The organism is Novosphingobium sp. BL-S-24 (genome assembly GCF_055521575.1).
In genome coordinates this window covers 931166-949535 of record NZ_CM145488.1, presented here as the reverse complement: position 1 = coordinate 949535, position 18370 = coordinate 931166, and the positions used below count along the sequence as shown (strand labels likewise).

Here is an 18370-nt window from a genome sequence, read left to right as displayed (position 1 = left end):
TTGCAGAAGATGACGATCGACGATCATGTCCGGCAGCTGATGGCGCAGCGCAATTCTCCCGCGATGCAGGTTGCGGTGGTCAAGGAAGGGCGGATTTCCTATAGCGAGACTTTCGGCATCGCCAATCTGGAACATGGCGTCGAGGCGACAAATCATTCGATATTCTCCGTCATCTCGATGGCAAAGGCATTTACGGGTGTAGCGCTCATGCAGCTTGTGGAGGCCGGAGAGCTCGATCTTCTCGCGCCGATATCCCGGTATCTGGACGACCTGCCCGACGCCTGGGAAGCGATCACCGTCCGCCAGCTCGCAACCTTCACGTCGGGCGTGCCGGAGATCATGACGATAGCCGAGGATTTTTCCACCGGTTTGATCGGGGGTGGCGGGGAGGAAGAGGCGTGGCAGGCCGCGAATCGGCTGCCCGTCGAATTCAGGCCGGGCGAAGGCTATCGTTACGTCCAGACCAACTATGCTCTTCTCGGGCGGATTATCGACCGGCTGAGCAGCAAACCTTTCGCGACGTTCATCGCGGAACGCCAGTTCGATGCGGCAAATATGTCGCATTCGCGATATGCCGGAGACCGCGATCTGATCCCGAACCGCGCCGACTCCTACATGAGCGTCAGTTCCGACGGCAGCGCCAGCAGCATAGTGTCGAACTGTCATATGAACTGCCCGGCGATGCTCCGTACGTCGGCCGGCGTTCACAGCACGGCGGAAGACCTGGCGCGTTGGGTCATCGGTCTACACAATGGGACATTGCTCGAACGAAGCGCCAGCTTGGCCACGCTCATGACCCCGACGCCGGGGCATGACGGGCGTCCCGGCATCTGGGGCATCGGTTGGATCGTGGGTCGCAGCGCCAGTGGAATACTCCCGGCTGCGGTGGGAGGCGCAAAGGCGCAGGTGGTCCTGTATCCAGAAGGAACGGCGGTAATCGTGGTAGCCAACCTCGTCGGTGCTTTTCCCGAGCAGTTTGCGCCCATAGCGGGGGATGAAGTCGACCTGACCTACCTTGATCCGATCTACAGGGCCTGCGTATCTTGAACAGGGCGATGGCGGGCCCGATCTTTCTGTGTTCCCGGCGAAAGCGTGCCTAGGGATGTTCGCCATGGCCGAAAGTCTGCGCTTTCAGGGAATGCGCGGTCGGGTCGGGAGGTGGAGGCGAGTATGACGGATCCGTTGAGCGACATCGTCGGCCTGTTGCGGCCACATGCGGTGGTGGTGAAGCATATCACCGGGTCCGGCTCGTGGGGGGTGCGGTTTGTCGGTTACGACGCGCCGACATTCTGCATCGTCCTGGAGGGCAGATGCTGGATCACATTCGAGAATTCCCCGCGCAACGACCGGATGCTGGAGCCCGGGGATTTTCTTCTCATTCGGACCTCGCAGCCTTTCAAATTGCGAAGCGACCTCGGTGCAGAGTGCAACGGCACCCCATTTTCGGCGGGTGACCTGCATTATGGTGAGTCGCAAGATTCGCCTGATGTGCGCATATTGGGCGGTGCATTCAGCATCGATCCGCAAAACGCGCCTGCGTTGCTGGAACTCCTGCCCGATCGGCTTTATATCCGGTCGTCGGAGAGCGACACCACAGATCTCGCTTCGATCATCAACCTGATTACGCACGAATATTTCAATAAACGGCCAGGGCGCGAGGTGGTCCTCGGGCGGCTCCTTGAGGTGTTGTTGATCGAATCCCTGCGCTGGCACGATCTCGAACGTGGCGCAGTACAGGTGGGTCTCCTGGCGGGTATGCATGACGTGCGGGTCGCGCGTACCCTCAGCGCGATGCATGCGAACGTGACCCATGGCTGGACAGTCTCGGAACTGGCGCGTTCTGCCGGGATGTCCCGATCCGCCTACGCCAAGCGGTTCGCCGAGGTGGTCGGGTGCAGTCCGATGGAATATCTCGCCAGCTGGCGGATGTGCCTGGCGCGAGACGCTCTTGCGCTGGGACGCCAGCCCCTCGAAATCATCGCACGATCTGTCGGTTATCAGTCGGGCGCTGCGTTCAGCAATGCCTTCCGGAGACGGAATGGATGTGCCCCGAGCTTTTTCGGCAAATCGTAAAGATCGCCACTGTCCAACGGGGACGGCTCACGCTCGGCCACGACTTCCATCGCTGCGCCACTCGCTGCCCCCCCCATGTCTCGTCTGGCATGGGCAACCACTTCCGAAGAGCGGCAATCGACCCGTGGGACCGTGGATGTGCAGGGCAGTCGTTGGACTTTGCTCACCATCCGGCAGGGGTTTTGGACGATCGATGGGATTATCTGGAGCGGCTCGCATAGATTGTCCCGGATTTCAGGGTAAGATGTTTAATCAATAAATTGCACCGGCCCGGCCTCCCCGGTTCGAGTACATGCAAGAGAGGAAGCAGCATGGGCGTCGAGACCCTCGTTAATCCCCTGACAGCCAACCGGCCCATCAGCCCCAAGCGCACACCACAGGGCGAAGGATCGCGGGACCTCCCGAGCGATCTGCGCGTGGTTTCCGCAGACGGGCATTGGGACCTCTCCGAAGATATCTTCTTTTCGCGCTTTCCCGAGGAACTGAAGGAAAAGGCTCCCAGAGTTTGGCATGACCGTTATTGGCATCTCGGTTATCCGGAGCTTTTCAAGACCAATCCAGCGATGGCGGCCCTAGACGAGCGATATAAGGAAGTTTTCGGATTTGCGATGGGGCCGGGCGGGGCGGACCTCGACCTGCGCGCAGAGCATCTGTCGATCGAGGGTGTCGAACAGGAGATCATCTATCCCCAATCGGTTCTCGGCTTCAGCCATTCCGATCCCGCCATCATGTCGCAGGTCTATCGGATCTATAACGAGCATATCGCCGCCTTGTTTGCCCGATATCCGAAACGCTTTTTCGGTGTGGCGATCCTCAGCAACTGGTGGGATCCGTCAAAGATCGCTCCCGCGGTTCAGCAGATAAAGGATCTTGGCTTCAAGACCTTCATGATCTCGCAACGCATTCCCGGCAAGGGCGCCGATGGCCAGCCTCTGGCGTTCAACTCCCCTGAACTGGATGTGCTCTGGGAGGAGGTTGCCGCAGCTGGACTGCCGGTGAGCTTTCACATCGGCGAAGGATTCTCGCTGAACGGTCGCGGAGCGGTCTCGACCGGAGCGATGATTCAGTTCGGGGTGTTCAGGAAGCTGTTCGCGGAGCTGGTGTTTTCCGGTGTTTTCGACCGACATCCCAATCTCCAGATCGTTTTTGCAGAAGGTGGTATCGCGTGGGTTCCGCCGGTGCTCCAGGATGCGGAGTTGCTTTACGACTGCCATGACGAAGTGATGGACTATCGTCCGAAACACCGGCCGAGCCATTACTGGCACAATAACTGCTACGCGACGTTCCAGAACGACCTGCTCGGATTGCGGCTCATCGATCATATCGGGGTTGACCGGATTATGTGGGCCAACGACTATCCCCATCTGGAAGGCGCATTCGGATATAGTCGGCATTCGATGGAATCCGTCATAGACGCTCTCGGTATCGAGGATGCGCGCAAAGTGTTGGGCGGTAATGCGCGGAAACTTTACGGGCTCGACACTTGAGCCGAGCGAGCGGTGACCCGGGCCCGTCGATGTGCGGGCCTGGACTATGAAGACCGAATGGTCGTGGTTCTGCGAATAGGCCGACCACGATCCCGGTCCGAAGTGGGCGGGCTGCACCCGCCGCACGATAAATAAAAGCCGAATATACAAGGCGCACCACGTAAGCCGGGGCAAATAGCCTCCCAACTCTAGCAACGGATGGAGTGAAGGCGACGGGATGCGACCTTGCAACAACTGGAAGAGAGGCTGAAATGGCGGACTTCGATCTTATTATCCGAAATGGCACTGTCGTCGATGGTACGGGTGCCGATCCGAGGATTGCCGACGTCGGCATAGTCGGCGACCAGATCACCTTCGTGGGCGCTGTAGAAGGGTCGGCGACCACGGAGATCGACGCGACTGGTATGCTGGTTACGCCCGGCTTCGTCGATGTGCACACCCATTATGACGGCCAGGCAATCTGGTCCGACCGACTTATCCCGTCCTCGCGGCACGGCGTGACGACGGCAATCGTGGGCAATTGCGGGGTCGGTTTCGCACCATGCCACCCGAAAGATCGCGAAGAGCTTGTGACCCTCATGGAGGGAGTGGAGGACATTCCCGGAATTGTTATCCGGGAAGGGCTGACATGGGATTGGGAGACGTTCCCAGAATATCTCGATCAACTCGAAAAGCGACCCAGGGACGTCGATGTCGGTGCCTATCTGCCGCATTCGCCGCTGCGCGTCTATGTAATGGGTGATCGCGCGCTTCGCCGGGAGGCTGCGACCGCCGACGACCTCGACAAGATGAGCCAGATCGTGCGCGAGGCGTTGCAGGCAGGTGCGCTGGGGTTCGCTACATCCCGGACGAAGCACCACCATAATTCGCGTGGTGAGCGCATCCCGAGTTTCGAAACGGACAAGGCGGAGATGCAGGCAATCGCGGGTGCCCTGTCCGAAGCGGGTCGCGGCGTGATGCAGGTCACGCCAAACTTCGCGGCCGATATGATGCGGGGTGAAATCCAGTTTTTCATCGATGTCGCCAAGACATCCGACCGCCCGGTGATGCTGACGCTGACGCAGATTCATGAGGACCCGACCGCCTGGAGCGAGCATCTGAAGCTGATCGCCGACTCTAACGAGAAGGAAGGCACGCAGGTCAGCGTGCAGGTCTTTCCACGAGCGCCGGGTGTGCTGATGGGCTTGTCCCTTTCCACCCATCCGTTCGTATTCTGCCCCTCCTACCGCAAACTGGCGGACCTTCCCCATGACGAGCGCGTGCGCGAGCTTGCCCGGCCGGAGGTTCGCGCCCGCCTGCTCGCCGAAGAGCCTGTCGACGACGGCCACGTCCTCTTCAATTCGGTGCGGGATTTTGCGCACATGTATATTCTGGAGAAGCGCCCGAATTACGAACCGAACGTCAAGGAAAGTCTGGAAAACCTGTCGAAGGCGCAGGGTATTTCACCGGAGGAACTCGCATATGAGGTCATGCTTCGGGACGACGGGCATGCGATGCTCTATCTGACCTTCGTCAACTATGCCGACGGTAATCTCGATGCGGCGCGCGCGATGATGGTGAGCGAGCATTCCATCTTTGGCCTGGGCGATGGCGGGGCGCATTATGGCCTGGTCTGTGATGCAGGCTATCCGACTTTCCTGCTCAGCCACTGGACCCGTGACCGCACATCCGGGACCGTTCCATTGGCGTGGGCCATCAAAGCTCTGACGCAGGATACCGCCAGAGCGGTCGGTCTCAACGACCGCGGTGTCATCGAGGCCGGATATAAAGCGGACCTCAACATCATCGACTACGACCGAGTGAACGTGAGCCGGCCTTATGTCGTCTGCGATCTGCCGGGCGGGGGCAGTCGCCTGATCGACGATCCCGATGGCTATGTCGCGACCATCGTCAGCGGCAAGATGGTGTACAGAAATGGCAAGCCGACCGGCGATCTGCCTGGCCGTCTGGTACGTGGGCCGCAGGAGGTTGTTGTCGCCTGAAGCAGCGCAATATTCTGGTAATTTGTATAAGACTGCCTCGTGTTAGGATGATCGACGATGAGTGTGTCCCCTCCTTCTCCCGTGCGGTTCACTCGCCGAGTGGTCACCGGGCATGACGTGCACGGGAAATCTGTGATCGTCAGCGATGCCAGCTGTAGTGCCAACGCCGCGCTGTGGGTGGCGGACTTCTCTGTCAACGACGTCTGGCGTGTCGAGGCGTTGCCATCCGACAATGCGCGACCGGACAATGGCCCGGACGAGTTTTCGCTCGAACCGGCGGTCGGCGGGAACGTCTTTCGCATTGTCCATATCCCGCCGGATCGGGAGTATCTGGCCAAAATCGACGCCAAGCAATCAACGGATGCGGCGGATGAACCAGTCGGAGATGCGGCCATCGAGCCGCATCCGGCCATGCACCAGACCAATACGCTAGATTATGTCGCGATAATCTCCGGAGAAATTTACTGCGTCATGGAGCAGGGCGAGGTGCTGTTGCGTCCGGGTGACGTCATCGTGCAGCGCGGCACCAACCATGCCTGGAGCAATCGAAGCGATCAAGTCTGCGTGATGGCGGCAGTGTTGAACAGCGCCGATGCTCTCAAACCGCGGATCGGATAAGTGCGGGATGTCGACCCGCGTTTCGTGAGCAGGCGACAGCGGTGCCGGGCCTTACACTGGCGCTCCGGTCTTGAAGGCTATGGTTATTGTCCGTGCTGACGCTCCTCGTTCTGTTTCTCGCAGGCTTATGGGCGGGGGCGCAAAATGCTTTGGCGGGTGGCGGGTCTTTCGTGACACTGCCCGCGCTCATTCTGGCGGGATTCGACGCGAAAACAGCCAATATTGCGTCGTGCATTGCGCTGTTCCCGGGTCAGGTGATCAGCGGCTTTGCGGGGCGTCAGCTGATCGAACAGGTGCCCGGCGTCGCTTTCAGAAAACTCGCCGTCATCAGCCTGGCAGGCGGAGCCGTGGGTGCTGCGCTCCTGTTGATAACCTCGTCGGCCGCGTTCAATGTCGTGGTGCCCTGGCTCGTGCTCGTCGCGACGGGGATTTTCGCCTGGAGCAGCTTCGTTAAAAAACCGGCTGAGGCGAAGGTTCGTATAGGCCCCGTTCGCGCCGTGCCGCTGCAAGGTGTCATTGCGCTCTATGGCGGCTACTTCAGTGGTGGCATGGGCTTTCTGATAATCACGCTTCTGACGATAGCGGGATTTGGAGTTCGGGGAGCCAGCGCGGCGAAGAATGTTCTTGCCAGTTTGATTAATGCAGCGGCCGTCGTCATTTTTCTTATCACCACACATGTGCCGCTGGTCGAGGCCGCCGTCCTTGGCATCGGTGCGATCTTGGGCGGTCTGTGGGGCGTATGGTTGCTTCGGCGGATCAGCGAGCGATGGCTAAGACTTGGCATTTTGCTGCTCGGGTTTCTGTTGTTTCTCGGCCTTTTAATTCGGGCCTATCAATAATTGCGCTGAGAACGCCGTGTTTTGGGATTGCGAGCGGATGCCGTCTCGAAATGATCGGGCCGAGCTTTAGCTACCGAAGGCACGGGCCAGTGCCACCCGGCGCTCTGTCTCGGCGCGCTGGCAGACGGCTGCTTCGGCAGCCAGTTCGAAGGCATGGATGGCGCCGGGGAAAATGTGAAGTTCCACCGCAATGCCCGCCCGCATCAGGCGGCGTGCATAGTCCAGTTCTTCCTCCAGAAACAGATCCAGCGCCCCGACGCAGATATAGGCCGGGGGAAGGCTCGAGACATCGCGCGCGCGCGCGGGCACAACATGGCCGACATCGCTTTCGGGGTCCAGACTATCATAGTCTCTGGGCCACTCGGTGGGGGCAGATCAATGTCGATGCCGCCCAGCCGCTTGATCGCCGCCTTGGCCAGTGCCTCGCCGCCCTCGGCGGTCGTCAGGTCCGCCTGCACATAGTCGACGCCCTCCATGGCATCCCTGATCGTGCGGGCGGCGGTGATGACACGGGCTCCGCCAGTCAGGAAACGCTCTACCGTGGCGCGCCCCAAACCCTTGGTGCCACCGCTGACGAGAACGCGTTTGCCGGCGAACTTGGCGGGATCGACCTTGATACTCATAGCGTGACCTCCAGCGTCTCGATGGCGCCGGCCGACAGCGCGAAGCGATAAGTGAAGCGGAGCGGGCTGCCCTGAAATTTTCCATGGGCGGGGCCTTCGACCACGACGTGGTCGCCTTCTTCCCGAGCAGTATCCGGCGTGAAGATCGCCTTCACCGGGATCACTTCTTCTTCGAGCAGTTGGCGGATCGCCGCCCCGCCCTCGAAATGCTTGCCGTTGTCAATGAAGATGGCGTCGCGCTGAAAGGGCTTCAACATGCCGTCGATATCGAGACGGGCGCTCGCCTCGACATAGTCGGCGATCGGCTTGGGCAGGTCTACTAACATGATCATCTCTTGATGGTGACGAGGTCTATGTAGCGGTGGACTTTCCGCCTGATAATCGAGACAAATCGGCATGCCATGTCACGAATATCGGAATAATGAATCGCCATTCGTTTCTTGAGCTAGCGGCGGTTCTCGCCATCGGGCGGTGCGGCTCGTTTCGCGCGGCGGCGCTCGATCTCGGCATGTCGACGGCGATCAGCAACGCGGTGGGCAAGCTCGAGCGGGACCTAGCCGTACGATTATTCAATTGCACTACGCGCAGCGTGTCACTTACGCACGCGGGGCGGATCTTTGTCGCGCAGATTAAACCAGCATTTGAAGGCATCCAGAAGGCGATGGATACGGCGCGGTCGCAACAGGAGACGCCATCCGGAACCTTGCGCATCAATGCGTTCGCAACGGCCGCGCGCGAGATCATGGTGCCGCTCGTTCTGAACGATATGCAGCGCTACCCGCAGGGTCATGGTCACCGAGGGGCGGCTGGTAGACGTCGTGGCGGCGGAATTTGATCTGGGCGTGCGACGTGCGGACTTGGTGCCCAGCGACGCGATCGCCATACCGCTGGGTCAGATGCAACGTATCGCGGTCGTCGCGTCTCCCGGCTTTCTCAAAGACAGAGCCATTGCCCACCCAAAGCGACCCTCCCGCAGAGCGGGTTCGTGCGCTGGTCGGCTTCTGCCGGAAAGTTGGTTCCGGTAATCGACAACTCCACTAGCTTCACCGTTCAGACCCCCTATTTGGGTGCCGGTCCGGTTCAATCTGCAAAATGGCCAGACAGCTTTATAGCGGGAACTGCCAGAATTTCCGTCTGCGGCATGGAAAACCCGTCGTAAATGAGGGCGGAACGCCGCTAATTCTCGGTATTGAATGACCCAGTCAGACAGCCCCTATCTTCTCAAGCTTCGCCAGGAAGAAGCGTTCGCTCCATAATTCCATCGACTTTGCCTCCGCTGGGCGCAGGAAGCGCCTGACATCGCCGGCGGCGGCTTTCCAGTCGATAGTGGCTATGGTGTTCTGCAGCGTGTCCTCCAGCCATGCCATGTCGATCTTGAAGCCTTCCTGCCCCGTCCATGGACCTACCTGGATGAGGGCGGCTTGGAGATGTGTCAGATTGGGAAGCACCCCGTTCGAAACATACCAAGAGAAGTCAAACCAATCCCGCCCTTTCAGATATCCTCGGCAAAGAAGTGCGTGTATTTTCAATGCAAAGTTAGAAGGCAGATCCTGATGCCGCACCTCGTAATCGGCAGGGAAATCGAGAAAGGTGCTGGCTTCCCCGGACCCGGGCGGTGGATTGGTGTCGATCTCCAGCTTGATCCTGATGGTCTTGCGGCGTCCTGTTCCCGCGAAGGTCAGGTCGAGCTGGCTCGCGATGGAGTCATCCTTGAGCACCGCCTCCCGAACCGCTTTGTCCATCCTCTCCTTCGGCTGGGCATCGAGCTTCAATCCGAACTGTGCGAAAACCTCGACCAGAATTTTGAGATAGGGTGCCCAGTCGAACTCGGGGTTCGGTGACCGGAGCATGAAATCGAGGTCTTCGGAAAACCTTGGCAGATGGTGCAGGATGCGTAGGCTCGTGCCGCCCTGGAAAAGGGCAACATCGAAAAAGTCGCCACGCCATAGCGCGTACAGAGCGATCTCTTGGATGATCTCCTTGGTCGCATTCTCTTCTTCGACCGCGTTGGTCGCTCGATATTGGCGAAGCTTCTCTTGAATGATTTCAATCATCCGCGAGGCGTCCTTTGACTGCGCCTTTGTTCGTCAAAATGGCGTCTTCAAGTGAATGAAGAAAATGGTTGGCGGCCTTATGCTTGTAAACGGGGCGGAGTGCGGAGAAATTCTTGCGTTTAAGCGACAACAGCTGATCCTCGTCGATGCGCATGCCCGTGGTAAGCCAGTCCAAACCGGACCAGCGTTCTTTCCTTAAGGCGACCAGATCCATCATTGCTCGTAAAGGCTGTGCGACGAATGCCGCAAGTTTGCCGAACTTTTCCCGGTCGACACTCGTCAGAAACTGGTATTCTTTGAGCGCGAGGGGATGAAAGCTGAATTGCCCGAAGGATGACGTGTCATAGGTAATCGTCTTGCGGCTGGGCGAAACGCTTGCCGTGGTGAAGACGGCCTCCGGAATCCAGCCATGGTAAGCGAGGGCGGTTTCAAAGGAGATGTAGCTCCCTGGCAAAAGCGCCTGGGCAGCCACGAAGGGATGGATGGCATCGTTGCTGGATCGCTGACCCAAAATGTAGGTGGCCCGCTTGAGGCGGATCAGAGAACCGTCCTTCAAAGCCCTGTGTACCAGAGCATGACGGCGGGCATCGCTCCCGCCCAACAACTCACGAAGCTGGTCTTCGTTGAAGACCCGCTCAGCAAGGCCTGATCCCGAAATCTGTTCCGAAAGCGCGCTCATAAATTCCAGATACATTCAATAAATGAAAGTTTCAAGAATTTCTCGAATGACAGCAAGGGCTACCGCCTCCCCAAAGCGGCTTTATCGAATCACCTGGGCACACTCACAATTTCGGGGGCTTCAGGACTCGAACCGCTCCGACAAAAAGTCCCTGGGTATCGATCATGGTATCAGCTCGCGACAATGCTCAAGAAATGGCGGTTTTCTGCGCCAGAATTGCTCGTTTTCGAGTCCTCTTCTGTACTCGTTGGTTTGCCGGCTTCGAAGCGATCTTCACACGTAGTTTAAAAATTTCGCGGGAGAACGGCCGCAGGAGATATGCAACCGGCGACCCTGAAACAGACCCTCGAGATACCAGAGAATGTCTATCTTTAAGGATGTGGCTAGCAGATCCTAGGCCGAACCCGTCGTGGCGAGCGATGCGGTGGAGGTCCATATGAAACCGACAAATTTGCACATCCGAATAAATGCCGCCCCTTCGATCATTCGAACGGCATTCATTCGGGAGGCAGGAATCCGTCCGCTCCAATGCTCTGGCCGGTATTGAAATGAATACCGAGAGGGATAGCCCTGACCGTTTCATCAAGCTGGACGAGGTCAAGCGTCGGGTCGGCCTAGGCAAGTCGATGGTCTATCGTCTCATCTAGGAAGACCGTTTCCCAGCTCCCTATAGGCTCGCCAATGGCGCCTCCCGGTGGAGCGACCATGAAATCGTCGCCTGGATCGATGACGTCAAGGACGGGTTCGAAGGCAAGAAAAGGAAGATGTAGGCAGTGTTCCTGTTTCGAGCCTACTATCTGCACCTCTCCGGTCGCCGATAGCTCTAGACCGAAATCCGCGTTCATGCACCTAGTATGCCGAGGGGGGCATTCGCTGCGCACCGGGAGACAGGCCGTCGTATCGGACAGGGCTTGTCTGCGTTACAGACCCTTGGGGGTCGTCAATGGTGCTGGTAGCCATAGACCACGATTTTCCCTCATATTTCGGCCCCATTTTATCATCTGGTCTGTTAGAAACTAGTGCGCTAATATCTAACGCCTAGGAGCAAGCTATGCTGGCCGTGAGCGACAGGATTATGAAGCGTGTACGCGGGAAGGGCCGCGGTTGGGTCTTCACGCCCAAGCATTTTGTCGACTTCGGGACGCGCGGCGCAATAGACGTGGCCTTGTCCCGACTCGCCAAGGCTGGAGAGATTCGCCGCATTGGCCGAGGTCTTTACGATTATCCGCGTCTTCATGCGACGTTGGGTGCCCTGAGCCCCGAAACCAACAGACTGGCAGACGCTGTCTCCACGCAAGCCGGCGACCGGTTCGCTCCTTCGGGCGCTATGGCTGCAAATAGCCTGGGCCTTTCGACGCAGGTGCCCGCCAAAGCGAGCTATGCGACAAATGGTCCTACGCGGATCAAGCGTGCCGCCGGACGCAGTCTGACTCTCCGGCACAGCCGGGCACCGGTTCTGGAGAACGCGAGCGCATCTGCTAATGCGATCGTGCAAGCGCTCGCGCACTTGGGAAAAGGGCAGGTCGATGCCGATGCCATCGGAAAATTTGCGAACCAGGTGGATGATCGCGACATGCACGCCCTCCTTAGGGCCCGCTCGCGGATGTCCGGATGGATGAGCGACGTGATTCTCAAGATTCAGGAAGCCCGCCATGGATGAATTCGCACGACGCCCCGCTGAAGAGCGGATTGTCTTTGTCGAGGAATGTGCAGCTCGTCGCGATTTGACCGCTCTCGTCATCGAGAAGGATTTCTGGGTTTGCTGGACGCTTCGTCGCCTGACCCAGACTCGAGAGTTGGCGGGCCATCTGACGTTCAAGGGCGGAACGTCGCTGTCGAAGGCCTACGGGATCATCGCACGCTTTTCGGAAGACATCGACCTTACGATCCGGCGATCGGCGCCGTTGATCGAGGATGTCGCATCGCCCATGGATCCGGACATCGGCACCAAACTTGCACGACGCGCTCCCGCGTAGAAGTTTTGATCGGCAGGTGAACTCTGTTCTTATCTGGGCCTAGATCGAACACGTAATCGGTTGGTAAGGTGATCTTTACATCCAAAGTAGGAACCGTAATTGAAGTTTCTGGGTTTACCCCTAATGACCGCGCTACCATGTGGCCTATGATTACTTCAAAGAACGTGCCGGGTGTTTTTTGGTCCGACGCTTTAAGAATGTCCGTCGCGCAGCAATAGGCAATCGCGCATGAATATACGCCTGCCGTGATTTGATCCTCTGTTAGTCCTTCAACATTGCAGCTTAGTAGCGATCTGATTTGTTCAGCAGGTAAGGCATCGTTAAATAAAGCAGTATTGACAGGTCGAGAGGTCTTATTCCCCGCCGCGTCGCAAAACATGAAATATTCTTTGCCCAAAACCTTAGAAATTAGCGGAACGCGGTTTAGTGTCATCAAAAAACCGCGCGAGGCAACGATCAAGGCAACCAGTTTCTCGGTCATATCGTCAGACTTCAAGTCGCGGGTCGCTCCCGACACACGGTCAAGCAGAGCGTCGTAGAGGGGCGCGATGGTGGTCAGCATTAGGGAATGGCTCCGAAGAAGGTGCTGCGTAGACTGTGGGCGAATGGAGTTAGGCGCTTGCCGTTGCCAACATCAGCCTGTCATCGACATGCCCATGAGTTGGGCGGCTATCTGGAATGGTTCAGGTTTGGTCGCAGCGAGGTATTCAGCAAGCGCAGGTGAAACACGTTTTGGCTTCCGTGCCTTGATACGTTTTACGTTCTTTTTGACGTCGTAGAAGCTGATGCCGTGATTTTTCAATACAGAGAAATGTGTGTGATCGTCGAGATAATTGGGGGCTACGGTTGGTAACCAGCCTTTGATGTTCGCCTCGTAGGCTAGCAGCCAATTATTAGATCTCAAACCAGCCGTATTCATACTCTGCTGCCACAGGGAGGTGTCCAGCGTGCCGTTGATTAGTCCGAGGGAACGCAGGTCGAGTGCGATTAGCGCGCAAACGGAACTTTCTACACCAGAAACAGGCCCGACGTCGGACGAAGTAAGTGTGATCTTTAACGCTTTCGCGAGGAAGAGTGCCCACGAAACTTCGGCGTGACTCCCCGTCGGGGCGCAGCGGCGAATTAGATCACTGATCAGCTTCGCTATGCGAGTATTCCCCAACGGATAAGCCAATTCATTATAACTAGCAAATATCTGAACTACGGCGGGTATTGTTGTGGGCATTGGACCTGACCGCCTTCAGAAGATATGTCTCATAGCGATGCCAATTATCCGGGTGAACCTTGACGGACATTGTTCGCTTGACTGCGAAGTCTAAAATGTTTGGGTTTGCATTTGCATTTGCATTTGCATTTGCATTTGCATTTGCATAATCAAACGCGAGTGCGAAAAAGTGCTCTATATCTTGGCCCTGTGGGTACACTGCCTGCCGAAACGGTGTTTGTCGAAGAGTGGTAGGCCAAACCGCGTTAATCATCGTTCCAGCGTGACCTGATCGCGTTTTATCGGGGTGTATTTCTAGCTGATATGTGCGGCACGCGGTTGCTATCGCAGCTATGGCATCTTCCGCCTGGCCAGCGCTGTCAAAGCCGACATACCAGTCGTCTACATTGCGCAGCAGGCAGGACGAGGAGACCTTCAAGCTTCCCCTCAGTTCTTTATCTACAGCCACAGCGACAATCTCTGAAAGTATTCTCGAACTATCGGGCCCTACTGGTATGCCAATGGTTTGGTTGTCATTTCCTTTTCTTACAGCTCTATCGAGTTTTGCTCCCAATGAGTTGTCGTAGATTGGGGTGTTTAAGTGTTTCTTTGCCCTAGACTTCGTATGAAGCGCCCAGGGTATTGCATGAGTGTACAGGGTGCCATAAAACCGAGAAACGTCGGCAATGAGCAAGTTATCGAAAGATGCGGATATTTCCGCCTGGCGAAGGCTGATCAGGCGGAAGTCAGGGATTGGTATCGCTCGCTGGTCACTGGACATAATCTCGAGTGGCGCTGGGCCGAGGTCGCAAGATTGTAAATGTTTACGAAGCGTGATCCAGTTATCGGCGATCAATTTGCAAACATGATATTCTGCAATGGGGTTCACGATAGAAAGATCGCGACGAACCTTTTTTGCTTTGGGTATCGAGAATATTTCGGGAACGGTTTTGGGGTATTGCGCCTGTGCCCCGGCCCAGGCCTTTCCGATAGCATTACGATATTTGGCAAAGGTCATGCTCGTAAACGACGGGGGCAACTCGTCTGGAAAATATCCCCTGCCTAGAAGGGCCAGCAGCCTTTGGTCTTTCGTCATTAGCGTCCCCCTTCGGGCAAGTTGGCGGATGCGTACTGGAACGGCAACCTCGTTTGCTTCCCGATGGTGCTCTCACGCGGTCCAAGCGGAGGGTGGCGCTCGCCGGACGGGCGGTTGTGTAACATGCCAAGTCTCCGCCAGTGCTCGGGAAAGGATCAGGTAAGCGGTGAGCTGAAACCAGTATTTTCGCGTCTCGCACGCGGGCATAAGTTTGTCCCGTGCATGCACTAATGCTGTCTATCCATGAGGCCGCCTTCATGACGCTGCCGTCCACGATGGTGATTATCCTGCGGTCTTCTCGCGACTACGGAAGCCTGCAACCGGATGCAGCGCCGGACGTGGTTTCAAATCGCAACCGAGAACGACGTCGCCGAACTCCTCGTTTACCGCGCTGAAGCGGGTGGTCTGCATTACGTTCTCGCGCCATTGTGATTACGTCCACAAAAGTTCCGACGTTGCGGATGGTAAACGACCTGTCTCCCGCGCCCGGAGTTTTTTGTCGAGCGTTAGGATGATCCTTCAATAAGCGATAGGTTCAGCGATGGTAGATTATACGGACCTTGTGACGGCCGGGTTAACGGCGGTGACGGCGCTTGGTGGCGTGGGTGTAGTATCGGCTGGTGTCGCCAAGTTCATGAGTAACCATGCATCAAAAAGATGGCTGCAAGACCATCAAGGGAAACTGAATGAAGCCCTAGAAACGCACCGGTCCGAACTCGCAAAAGCAACTGATGTTCATAGAATGACTTTGAAACGCCAAGAACTAATATACGAGAGGGAGTTAGAGGCGGGCGATGCTCTGATGAAGGTATGGCGCATCAGCTACCCTCAATATCGCTTTCCAGATATGACGTGGGATGATGCTTGTGAAGATGTCGCCAACCGTTGCCAAGAAAACCAACTCCGGCCCCAAAATCCTAGGCCGAAGCTTCGAAGCGCCGAGACATCGCTACCGAACCACGGCCCCGCTCCAACGCAACCAGCCCGCCATGTCATACGCTGATGCCGGGCTGCAATTCGGCTGATTCCGCCGACGCGCAGGTCGATTGACGCTTCAACAGAACTCATGCTCGATCAATGAAGGAATGAAGTGGGCAGGGGCGACAGGGCCACCAATTTCGTGTCGCCGAGCGTCAGAACGCTAAGGACATGAGGAAACGGGGCGCCAGTCGACCGCGTCGTTTGCGACCGCCTGATGAGCAACGGCTGATCTGATGCCCCCCTAGCACTCAGTCCGAAAGGTCGTAAAGCCGTCCGAACAAATGAATCACGATCGCGCAGCAGGGCATCACGATGACTAAACACGCCAACCCGACGGGTGTTGGCTAGCTCGACGCTCAAAACGCGCTCATATCTGTCGGAGTCGGGCGCTCCGCCGATCAATCGAAGAAGGGCTATGTTCGGCCGTTCGTGCATTCTCTCCTCCCTATCATGATGATCCGATGTCGACGAAAATGCGGATCATTCCCGCTTCTCGTCCAAACTGCATGATCGTAGAGTTTTATGGTCAAGCGATCTGGATCGCCATTTAAGGGACTTCGCTCTGTGCGCCTCGGCCATGTTCCGGCAGGGATCAATGACAGCTTCGGGGAAGTTGGCCTTTCTCGACGCTGCGGACGAGGCCTTTGCTGAGCGAGGCTGTTTTGGCGCGTTGATGCGACAGATTAGGAGCTCGCGCAGGTACCGCACGGCCTTGCTATCTACCATTTTGCAAGCAAGGAAGAGTTGTTTAGGGAAGTAGTCCTACAGCGCGCGCCGGACATTGTCGCTATGCTTGAGGAATATCTGCGCTTTAGATCGTGAACCTATAAACGGTTATAGCCGGCATTGCGTAATCGCAGTCAGAATAGGACCAGCTTCACGGCCAGCATTACGAACACAACGGACGCACCCTGATTGAGGCGCACCTGCCGGGAGGGCTTTCTCCTAATCCATCCTCCGATCGGATGCGCTGCCAAGGTGATGACGAAGAAGCACAGGGCAGTGCAAGCCATGAAGGTTGCGCCGAGCACAAGCATCTGGCCCGCCATGCCGCCCCGCGACGGCTGGGCGAACTGCGGCAGGAATGCGAGGAAGAATATCAGCACTTTTGGATTCGTGACGTTCATGATCGCAGCACGGCGATAGATTGCCTTCGTGATGACCGGTGCTGGCTCGTCGCCTTCGACTGCCGCGTGCGACGCGCTAAAGGTCCGCCATGCGAGGTAGAGCAGATAGGCCGCCCCCAAAAATCGAAGGGCGGCAAAAGCTGTGGGCGACGCCTGAAGTAACGTTGCGACACCTAGCGCAACGGCCGCTGTATGCACCAGCAGGCCGCTGCAAAGGCCTGCGGTCGCCAGGAGGCCTGCCCTCCTTCCACGCAGTATCGTTTCGGTCAAAACGAATAGCAGGTCTGGACCGGGAACGAACGCCAATAGGATGGATGAAGCAATGAAGGCGGGAAGATCCGTAGGAATCACGATCATAACTTGCCTCAGAATTAAAATGGCATAGATACCGCTGGAGCCACCGCGGAAGTACGCATTTTGACCGAAATATGGTCGCTTGATGCTTAGTTTTTCGCATAGACGTTGGCATTTATGCGAGATACGCGCATTGTCCTGTCATGAACCTCGATGCCTTTGATCTCCGTCTGCTTCGCGCGATCCAGCGCGACGGCAGCCTGACATATGCCAAGCTCGCGGAAAGCGTTCACCTGTCCGCCAGCCAATGCGCGCGCCGACTCGATCGACTACGGGCGGACGGATATGTGGAAGGCATGGTCGCCACGCTGAGCCGCGAGCGCTTGGGATTGGCAATCCTTGCGCATGTGCTGATCAGCCTCCGAGAGCATCAGCGGGACAAAAATGACACATTTTACCAGTTCGTGCGCGAAGCGCCGGAGGTGCTTGAATGTTATATGCAAAGCGGCGATGTTGACCTTATTCTCAAGGTGGCGGTTCACGATCTGAGCGAACTAGCCGACCTCATCGACCGGATAATGACCGTCACCGGCGGTGTCACCGCGCTTAAGTCTTGGATAGTGTTGCGTTCGATCAAGGCGACCAACGAGCTTCCGCTTTAGAAGCGCAACCGTATTTTTCGCTATTGTGAGCCCATCCGTCCGAGGGCAGGTGTCATTGCTTCGATTTTGTCGACCTCAGCCGAGGTGCTTTGAGATCTTCCAAGCTGCTTTGTAATCGCGCGGCGTGATTGCCTTTTGGCGATCGAGTTGCTCACGCTCAAATCGGTCCCATACACCCAGTGAGGTTGGAGCGGCTCACAGCTTGCATTTGGCATCCTGCGGGTTACCTTCACCAGCAATTTCTGCACGCGCCTGCCTTGCTAGACCTCGAGCTTGGTCGAGCGTCATTGTCCATAAGAGCGTCATCCATCGCTGTTTAGCTGCTCGGCCACCGCCGCCTGTGCGGCATTTCAGGATGAACCGTTTGGGGCCAGTGAGGAAAGCTTTCACCCCGAAACCGGGTAGCTGATCATCCGAAAGGATGCTTGGCGCCGTTGATATGACCTCTAAGCGGTCGATCGTTCTCTTTGTAAGTTGCCCATTTCCAACTGCTAGCAACCACCGCAAACAGCAGTAGAGAGCGTTTCGAAGCTATCGCAGAATAAGAAGTGCAGTGAAAAATCACCGAAAACAAGGGGATTTAGGCTACATGGGAGTTGGGGGCAAAGTTGCCAAATCATTGAACTTTTGTTTTTAATCAGTAGGTCGCTGGTTCGAACCCAGCAGGGCTTTGCC

20 protein-coding genes and 1 pseudogene are annotated in these 18370 nt (G+C 57.1%); 11 read left to right on the top strand and 10 right to left on the bottom strand.

Annotated features, from left to right (window positions below; genetic code table 11):
• Positions 1-9: 9 nt before the first annotated feature.
• From ACZ1JM_RS09815 to ACZ1JM_RS09790, 6 genes are all read left to right on the top strand, one after another.
• Entirely contained in the window at positions 10-1047 is a 1038-nt protein-coding gene (locus tag ACZ1JM_RS09815; RefSeq protein WP_465134630.1) for a serine hydrolase domain-containing protein, read from the top strand.
• Positions 1048-1182: 135 nt separating this feature from the next.
• Positions 1183-2073 carry an AraC family transcriptional regulator gene (locus ACZ1JM_RS09810; RefSeq protein ID WP_465134629.1) on the top strand — a complete coding sequence of 297 codons (891 nt, stop codon included), beginning with the start codon at positions 1183-1185 and terminating at the stop codon, positions 2071-2073.
• Between the two features lie 311 nt (positions 2074-2384).
• On the top strand, positions 2385-3560 hold the full coding sequence (locus tag ACZ1JM_RS09805; protein ID WP_465134628.1) for an amidohydrolase family protein: 1176 nt from the start codon (positions 2385-2387) through the stop codon (positions 3558-3560).
• A 251-nt stretch (positions 3561-3811) separates the two neighbouring features.
• Positions 3812-5542 (top strand): N-acyl-D-amino-acid deacylase family protein, encoded by a 1731-nt coding sequence (locus ACZ1JM_RS09800; protein ID WP_465134627.1) that lies wholly within the window; start codon positions 3812-3814, stop codon positions 5540-5542.
• A gap of 132 nt (positions 5543-5674) precedes the next feature.
• Positions 5675-6160, top strand: a complete 486-nt coding sequence (locus ACZ1JM_RS09795; protein WP_465134626.1) for a cupin domain-containing protein — start codon at positions 5675-5677, stop codon at positions 6158-6160.
• Between the two features lie 92 nt (positions 6161-6252).
• Positions 6253-6999 carry a sulfite exporter TauE/SafE family protein gene (locus ACZ1JM_RS09790; protein ID WP_465134625.1) on the top strand — a complete coding sequence of 249 codons (747 nt, stop codon included), beginning with the start codon at positions 6253-6255 and terminating at the stop codon, positions 6997-6999.
• 66 nt (positions 7000-7065) lie between these two features.
• Here the strand turns inward: ACZ1JM_RS09790 and ACZ1JM_RS09785 are convergent, their stop codons facing one another.
• Genes ACZ1JM_RS09785 through ACZ1JM_RS09775 form a run of 3 tightly spaced genes read right to left on the bottom strand, consistent with a single transcriptional unit; the run spans position 7066 to position 7948 of the window.
• Entirely contained in the window at positions 7066-7308 is a 243-nt protein-coding gene (locus ACZ1JM_RS09785) for an alpha/beta hydrolase (RefSeq protein ID WP_465134624.1), read from the bottom strand.
• Positions 7203-7622, bottom strand: coding sequence for an SDR family NAD(P)-dependent oxidoreductase (locus tag ACZ1JM_RS09780; protein WP_465134623.1), 420 nt, complete (start codon positions 7620-7622; stop codon positions 7203-7205). Before ACZ1JM_RS09780 ends, ACZ1JM_RS09785 begins: the two co-directional genes overlap by 106 nt.
• Positions 7619-7948 carry a nuclear transport factor 2 family protein gene (locus tag ACZ1JM_RS09775; RefSeq protein ID WP_465134622.1) on the bottom strand — a complete coding sequence of 110 codons (330 nt, stop codon included), beginning with the start codon at positions 7946-7948 and terminating at the stop codon, positions 7619-7621. The genes ACZ1JM_RS09780 and ACZ1JM_RS09775 overlap by 4 nt, the downstream gene beginning before the upstream one ends.
• A 95-nt stretch (positions 7949-8043) precedes the next feature.
• On the opposite strand from ACZ1JM_RS09775, the pseudogene ACZ1JM_RS09770 reads away from it, so the two are divergent.
• Positions 8044-8572, top strand: a pseudogene (locus tag ACZ1JM_RS09770) (LysR family transcriptional regulator); the annotation flags it as partial.
• Between the two features lie 252 nt (positions 8573-8824).
• Here ACZ1JM_RS09770 and ACZ1JM_RS09765 read toward each other — a convergent pair.
• Both ACZ1JM_RS09765 and ACZ1JM_RS09760 read right to left on the bottom strand, forming a co-directional pair.
• Positions 8825-9676, bottom strand: a complete 852-nt coding sequence (locus tag ACZ1JM_RS09765; RefSeq protein WP_465134621.1) for a nucleotidyl transferase AbiEii/AbiGii toxin family protein — start codon at positions 9674-9676, stop codon at positions 8825-8827.
• Positions 9669-10355 (bottom strand): type IV toxin-antitoxin system AbiEi family antitoxin domain-containing protein, encoded by a 687-nt coding sequence (locus tag ACZ1JM_RS09760; RefSeq protein WP_465135029.1) that lies wholly within the window; start codon positions 10353-10355, stop codon positions 9669-9671. The genes ACZ1JM_RS09765 and ACZ1JM_RS09760 overlap by 8 nt, the downstream gene beginning before the upstream one ends.
• A 1051-nt stretch (positions 10356-11406) precedes the next feature.
• Here ACZ1JM_RS09760 and ACZ1JM_RS09755 point away from each other — a divergent pair.
• Both ACZ1JM_RS09755 and ACZ1JM_RS09750 read left to right on the top strand, forming a co-directional pair.
• Entirely contained in the window at positions 11407-12015 is a 609-nt protein-coding gene (locus tag ACZ1JM_RS09755; protein ID WP_465134620.1) for a DUF6088 family protein, read from the top strand.
• Positions 12008-12331 (top strand): nucleotidyl transferase AbiEii/AbiGii toxin family protein, encoded by a 324-nt coding sequence (locus tag ACZ1JM_RS09750; RefSeq protein WP_465134619.1) that lies wholly within the window; start codon positions 12008-12010, stop codon positions 12329-12331. Before ACZ1JM_RS09755 ends, ACZ1JM_RS09750 begins: the two co-directional genes overlap by 8 nt.
• A gap of 634 nt (positions 12332-12965) precedes the next feature.
• On the opposite strand, the gene ACZ1JM_RS09745 is transcribed toward ACZ1JM_RS09750, so the two are convergent.
• From ACZ1JM_RS09745 to ACZ1JM_RS09735, 3 genes are all read right to left on the bottom strand, one after another.
• Complete coding sequence (locus ACZ1JM_RS09745; RefSeq protein ID WP_465134618.1) at positions 12966-13556, bottom strand: hypothetical protein; 591 nt, start codon at positions 13554-13556, stop codon at positions 12966-12968.
• On the bottom strand, positions 13516-14631 hold the full coding sequence (locus ACZ1JM_RS09740; RefSeq protein WP_465134617.1) for an RNA-directed DNA polymerase: 1116 nt from the start codon (positions 14629-14631) through the stop codon (positions 13516-13518). Before ACZ1JM_RS09740 ends, ACZ1JM_RS09745 begins: the two co-directional genes overlap by 41 nt.
• A 282-nt stretch (positions 14632-14913) precedes the next feature.
• On the bottom strand, positions 14914-15042 hold the full coding sequence (locus ACZ1JM_RS09735; RefSeq protein ID WP_465134616.1) for a hypothetical protein: 129 nt from the start codon (positions 15040-15042) through the stop codon (positions 14914-14916).
• 130 nt (positions 15043-15172) lie between these two features.
• Here ACZ1JM_RS09735 and ACZ1JM_RS09730 point away from each other — a divergent pair, with 130 nt between their 5' ends.
• Complete coding sequence (locus ACZ1JM_RS09730; protein ID WP_465134615.1) at positions 15173-15634, top strand: hypothetical protein; 462 nt, start codon at positions 15173-15175, stop codon at positions 15632-15634.
• Positions 15635-16472: 838 nt separating this feature from the next.
• Here ACZ1JM_RS09730 and ACZ1JM_RS09725 read toward each other — a convergent pair.
• On the bottom strand, positions 16473-17096 hold the full coding sequence (locus ACZ1JM_RS09725) for a LysE family translocator (RefSeq protein ID WP_465134614.1): 624 nt from the start codon (positions 17094-17096) through the stop codon (positions 16473-16475).
• Positions 17097-17236: 140 nt separating this feature from the next.
• Between ACZ1JM_RS09725 and ACZ1JM_RS09720 the strand changes: the two genes are divergently transcribed.
• Positions 17237-17695: an Lrp/AsnC family transcriptional regulator gene (locus ACZ1JM_RS09720; protein WP_465134613.1), complete on the top strand. Its 459-nt coding sequence runs from the start codon at positions 17237-17239 to the stop codon at positions 17693-17695.
• A gap of 195 nt (positions 17696-17890) precedes the next feature.
• Here ACZ1JM_RS09720 and ACZ1JM_RS09715 read toward each other — a convergent pair whose 3' ends face one another.
• The gene (locus ACZ1JM_RS09715; RefSeq protein WP_465134612.1) at positions 17891-18193 is read right to left on the bottom strand and encodes an integrase arm-type DNA-binding domain-containing protein; all 303 of its coding nucleotides are present in this window, start codon (positions 18191-18193) and stop codon (positions 17891-17893) included.
• Between the last annotated feature and the right edge of the window lie 177 nt (positions 18194-18370).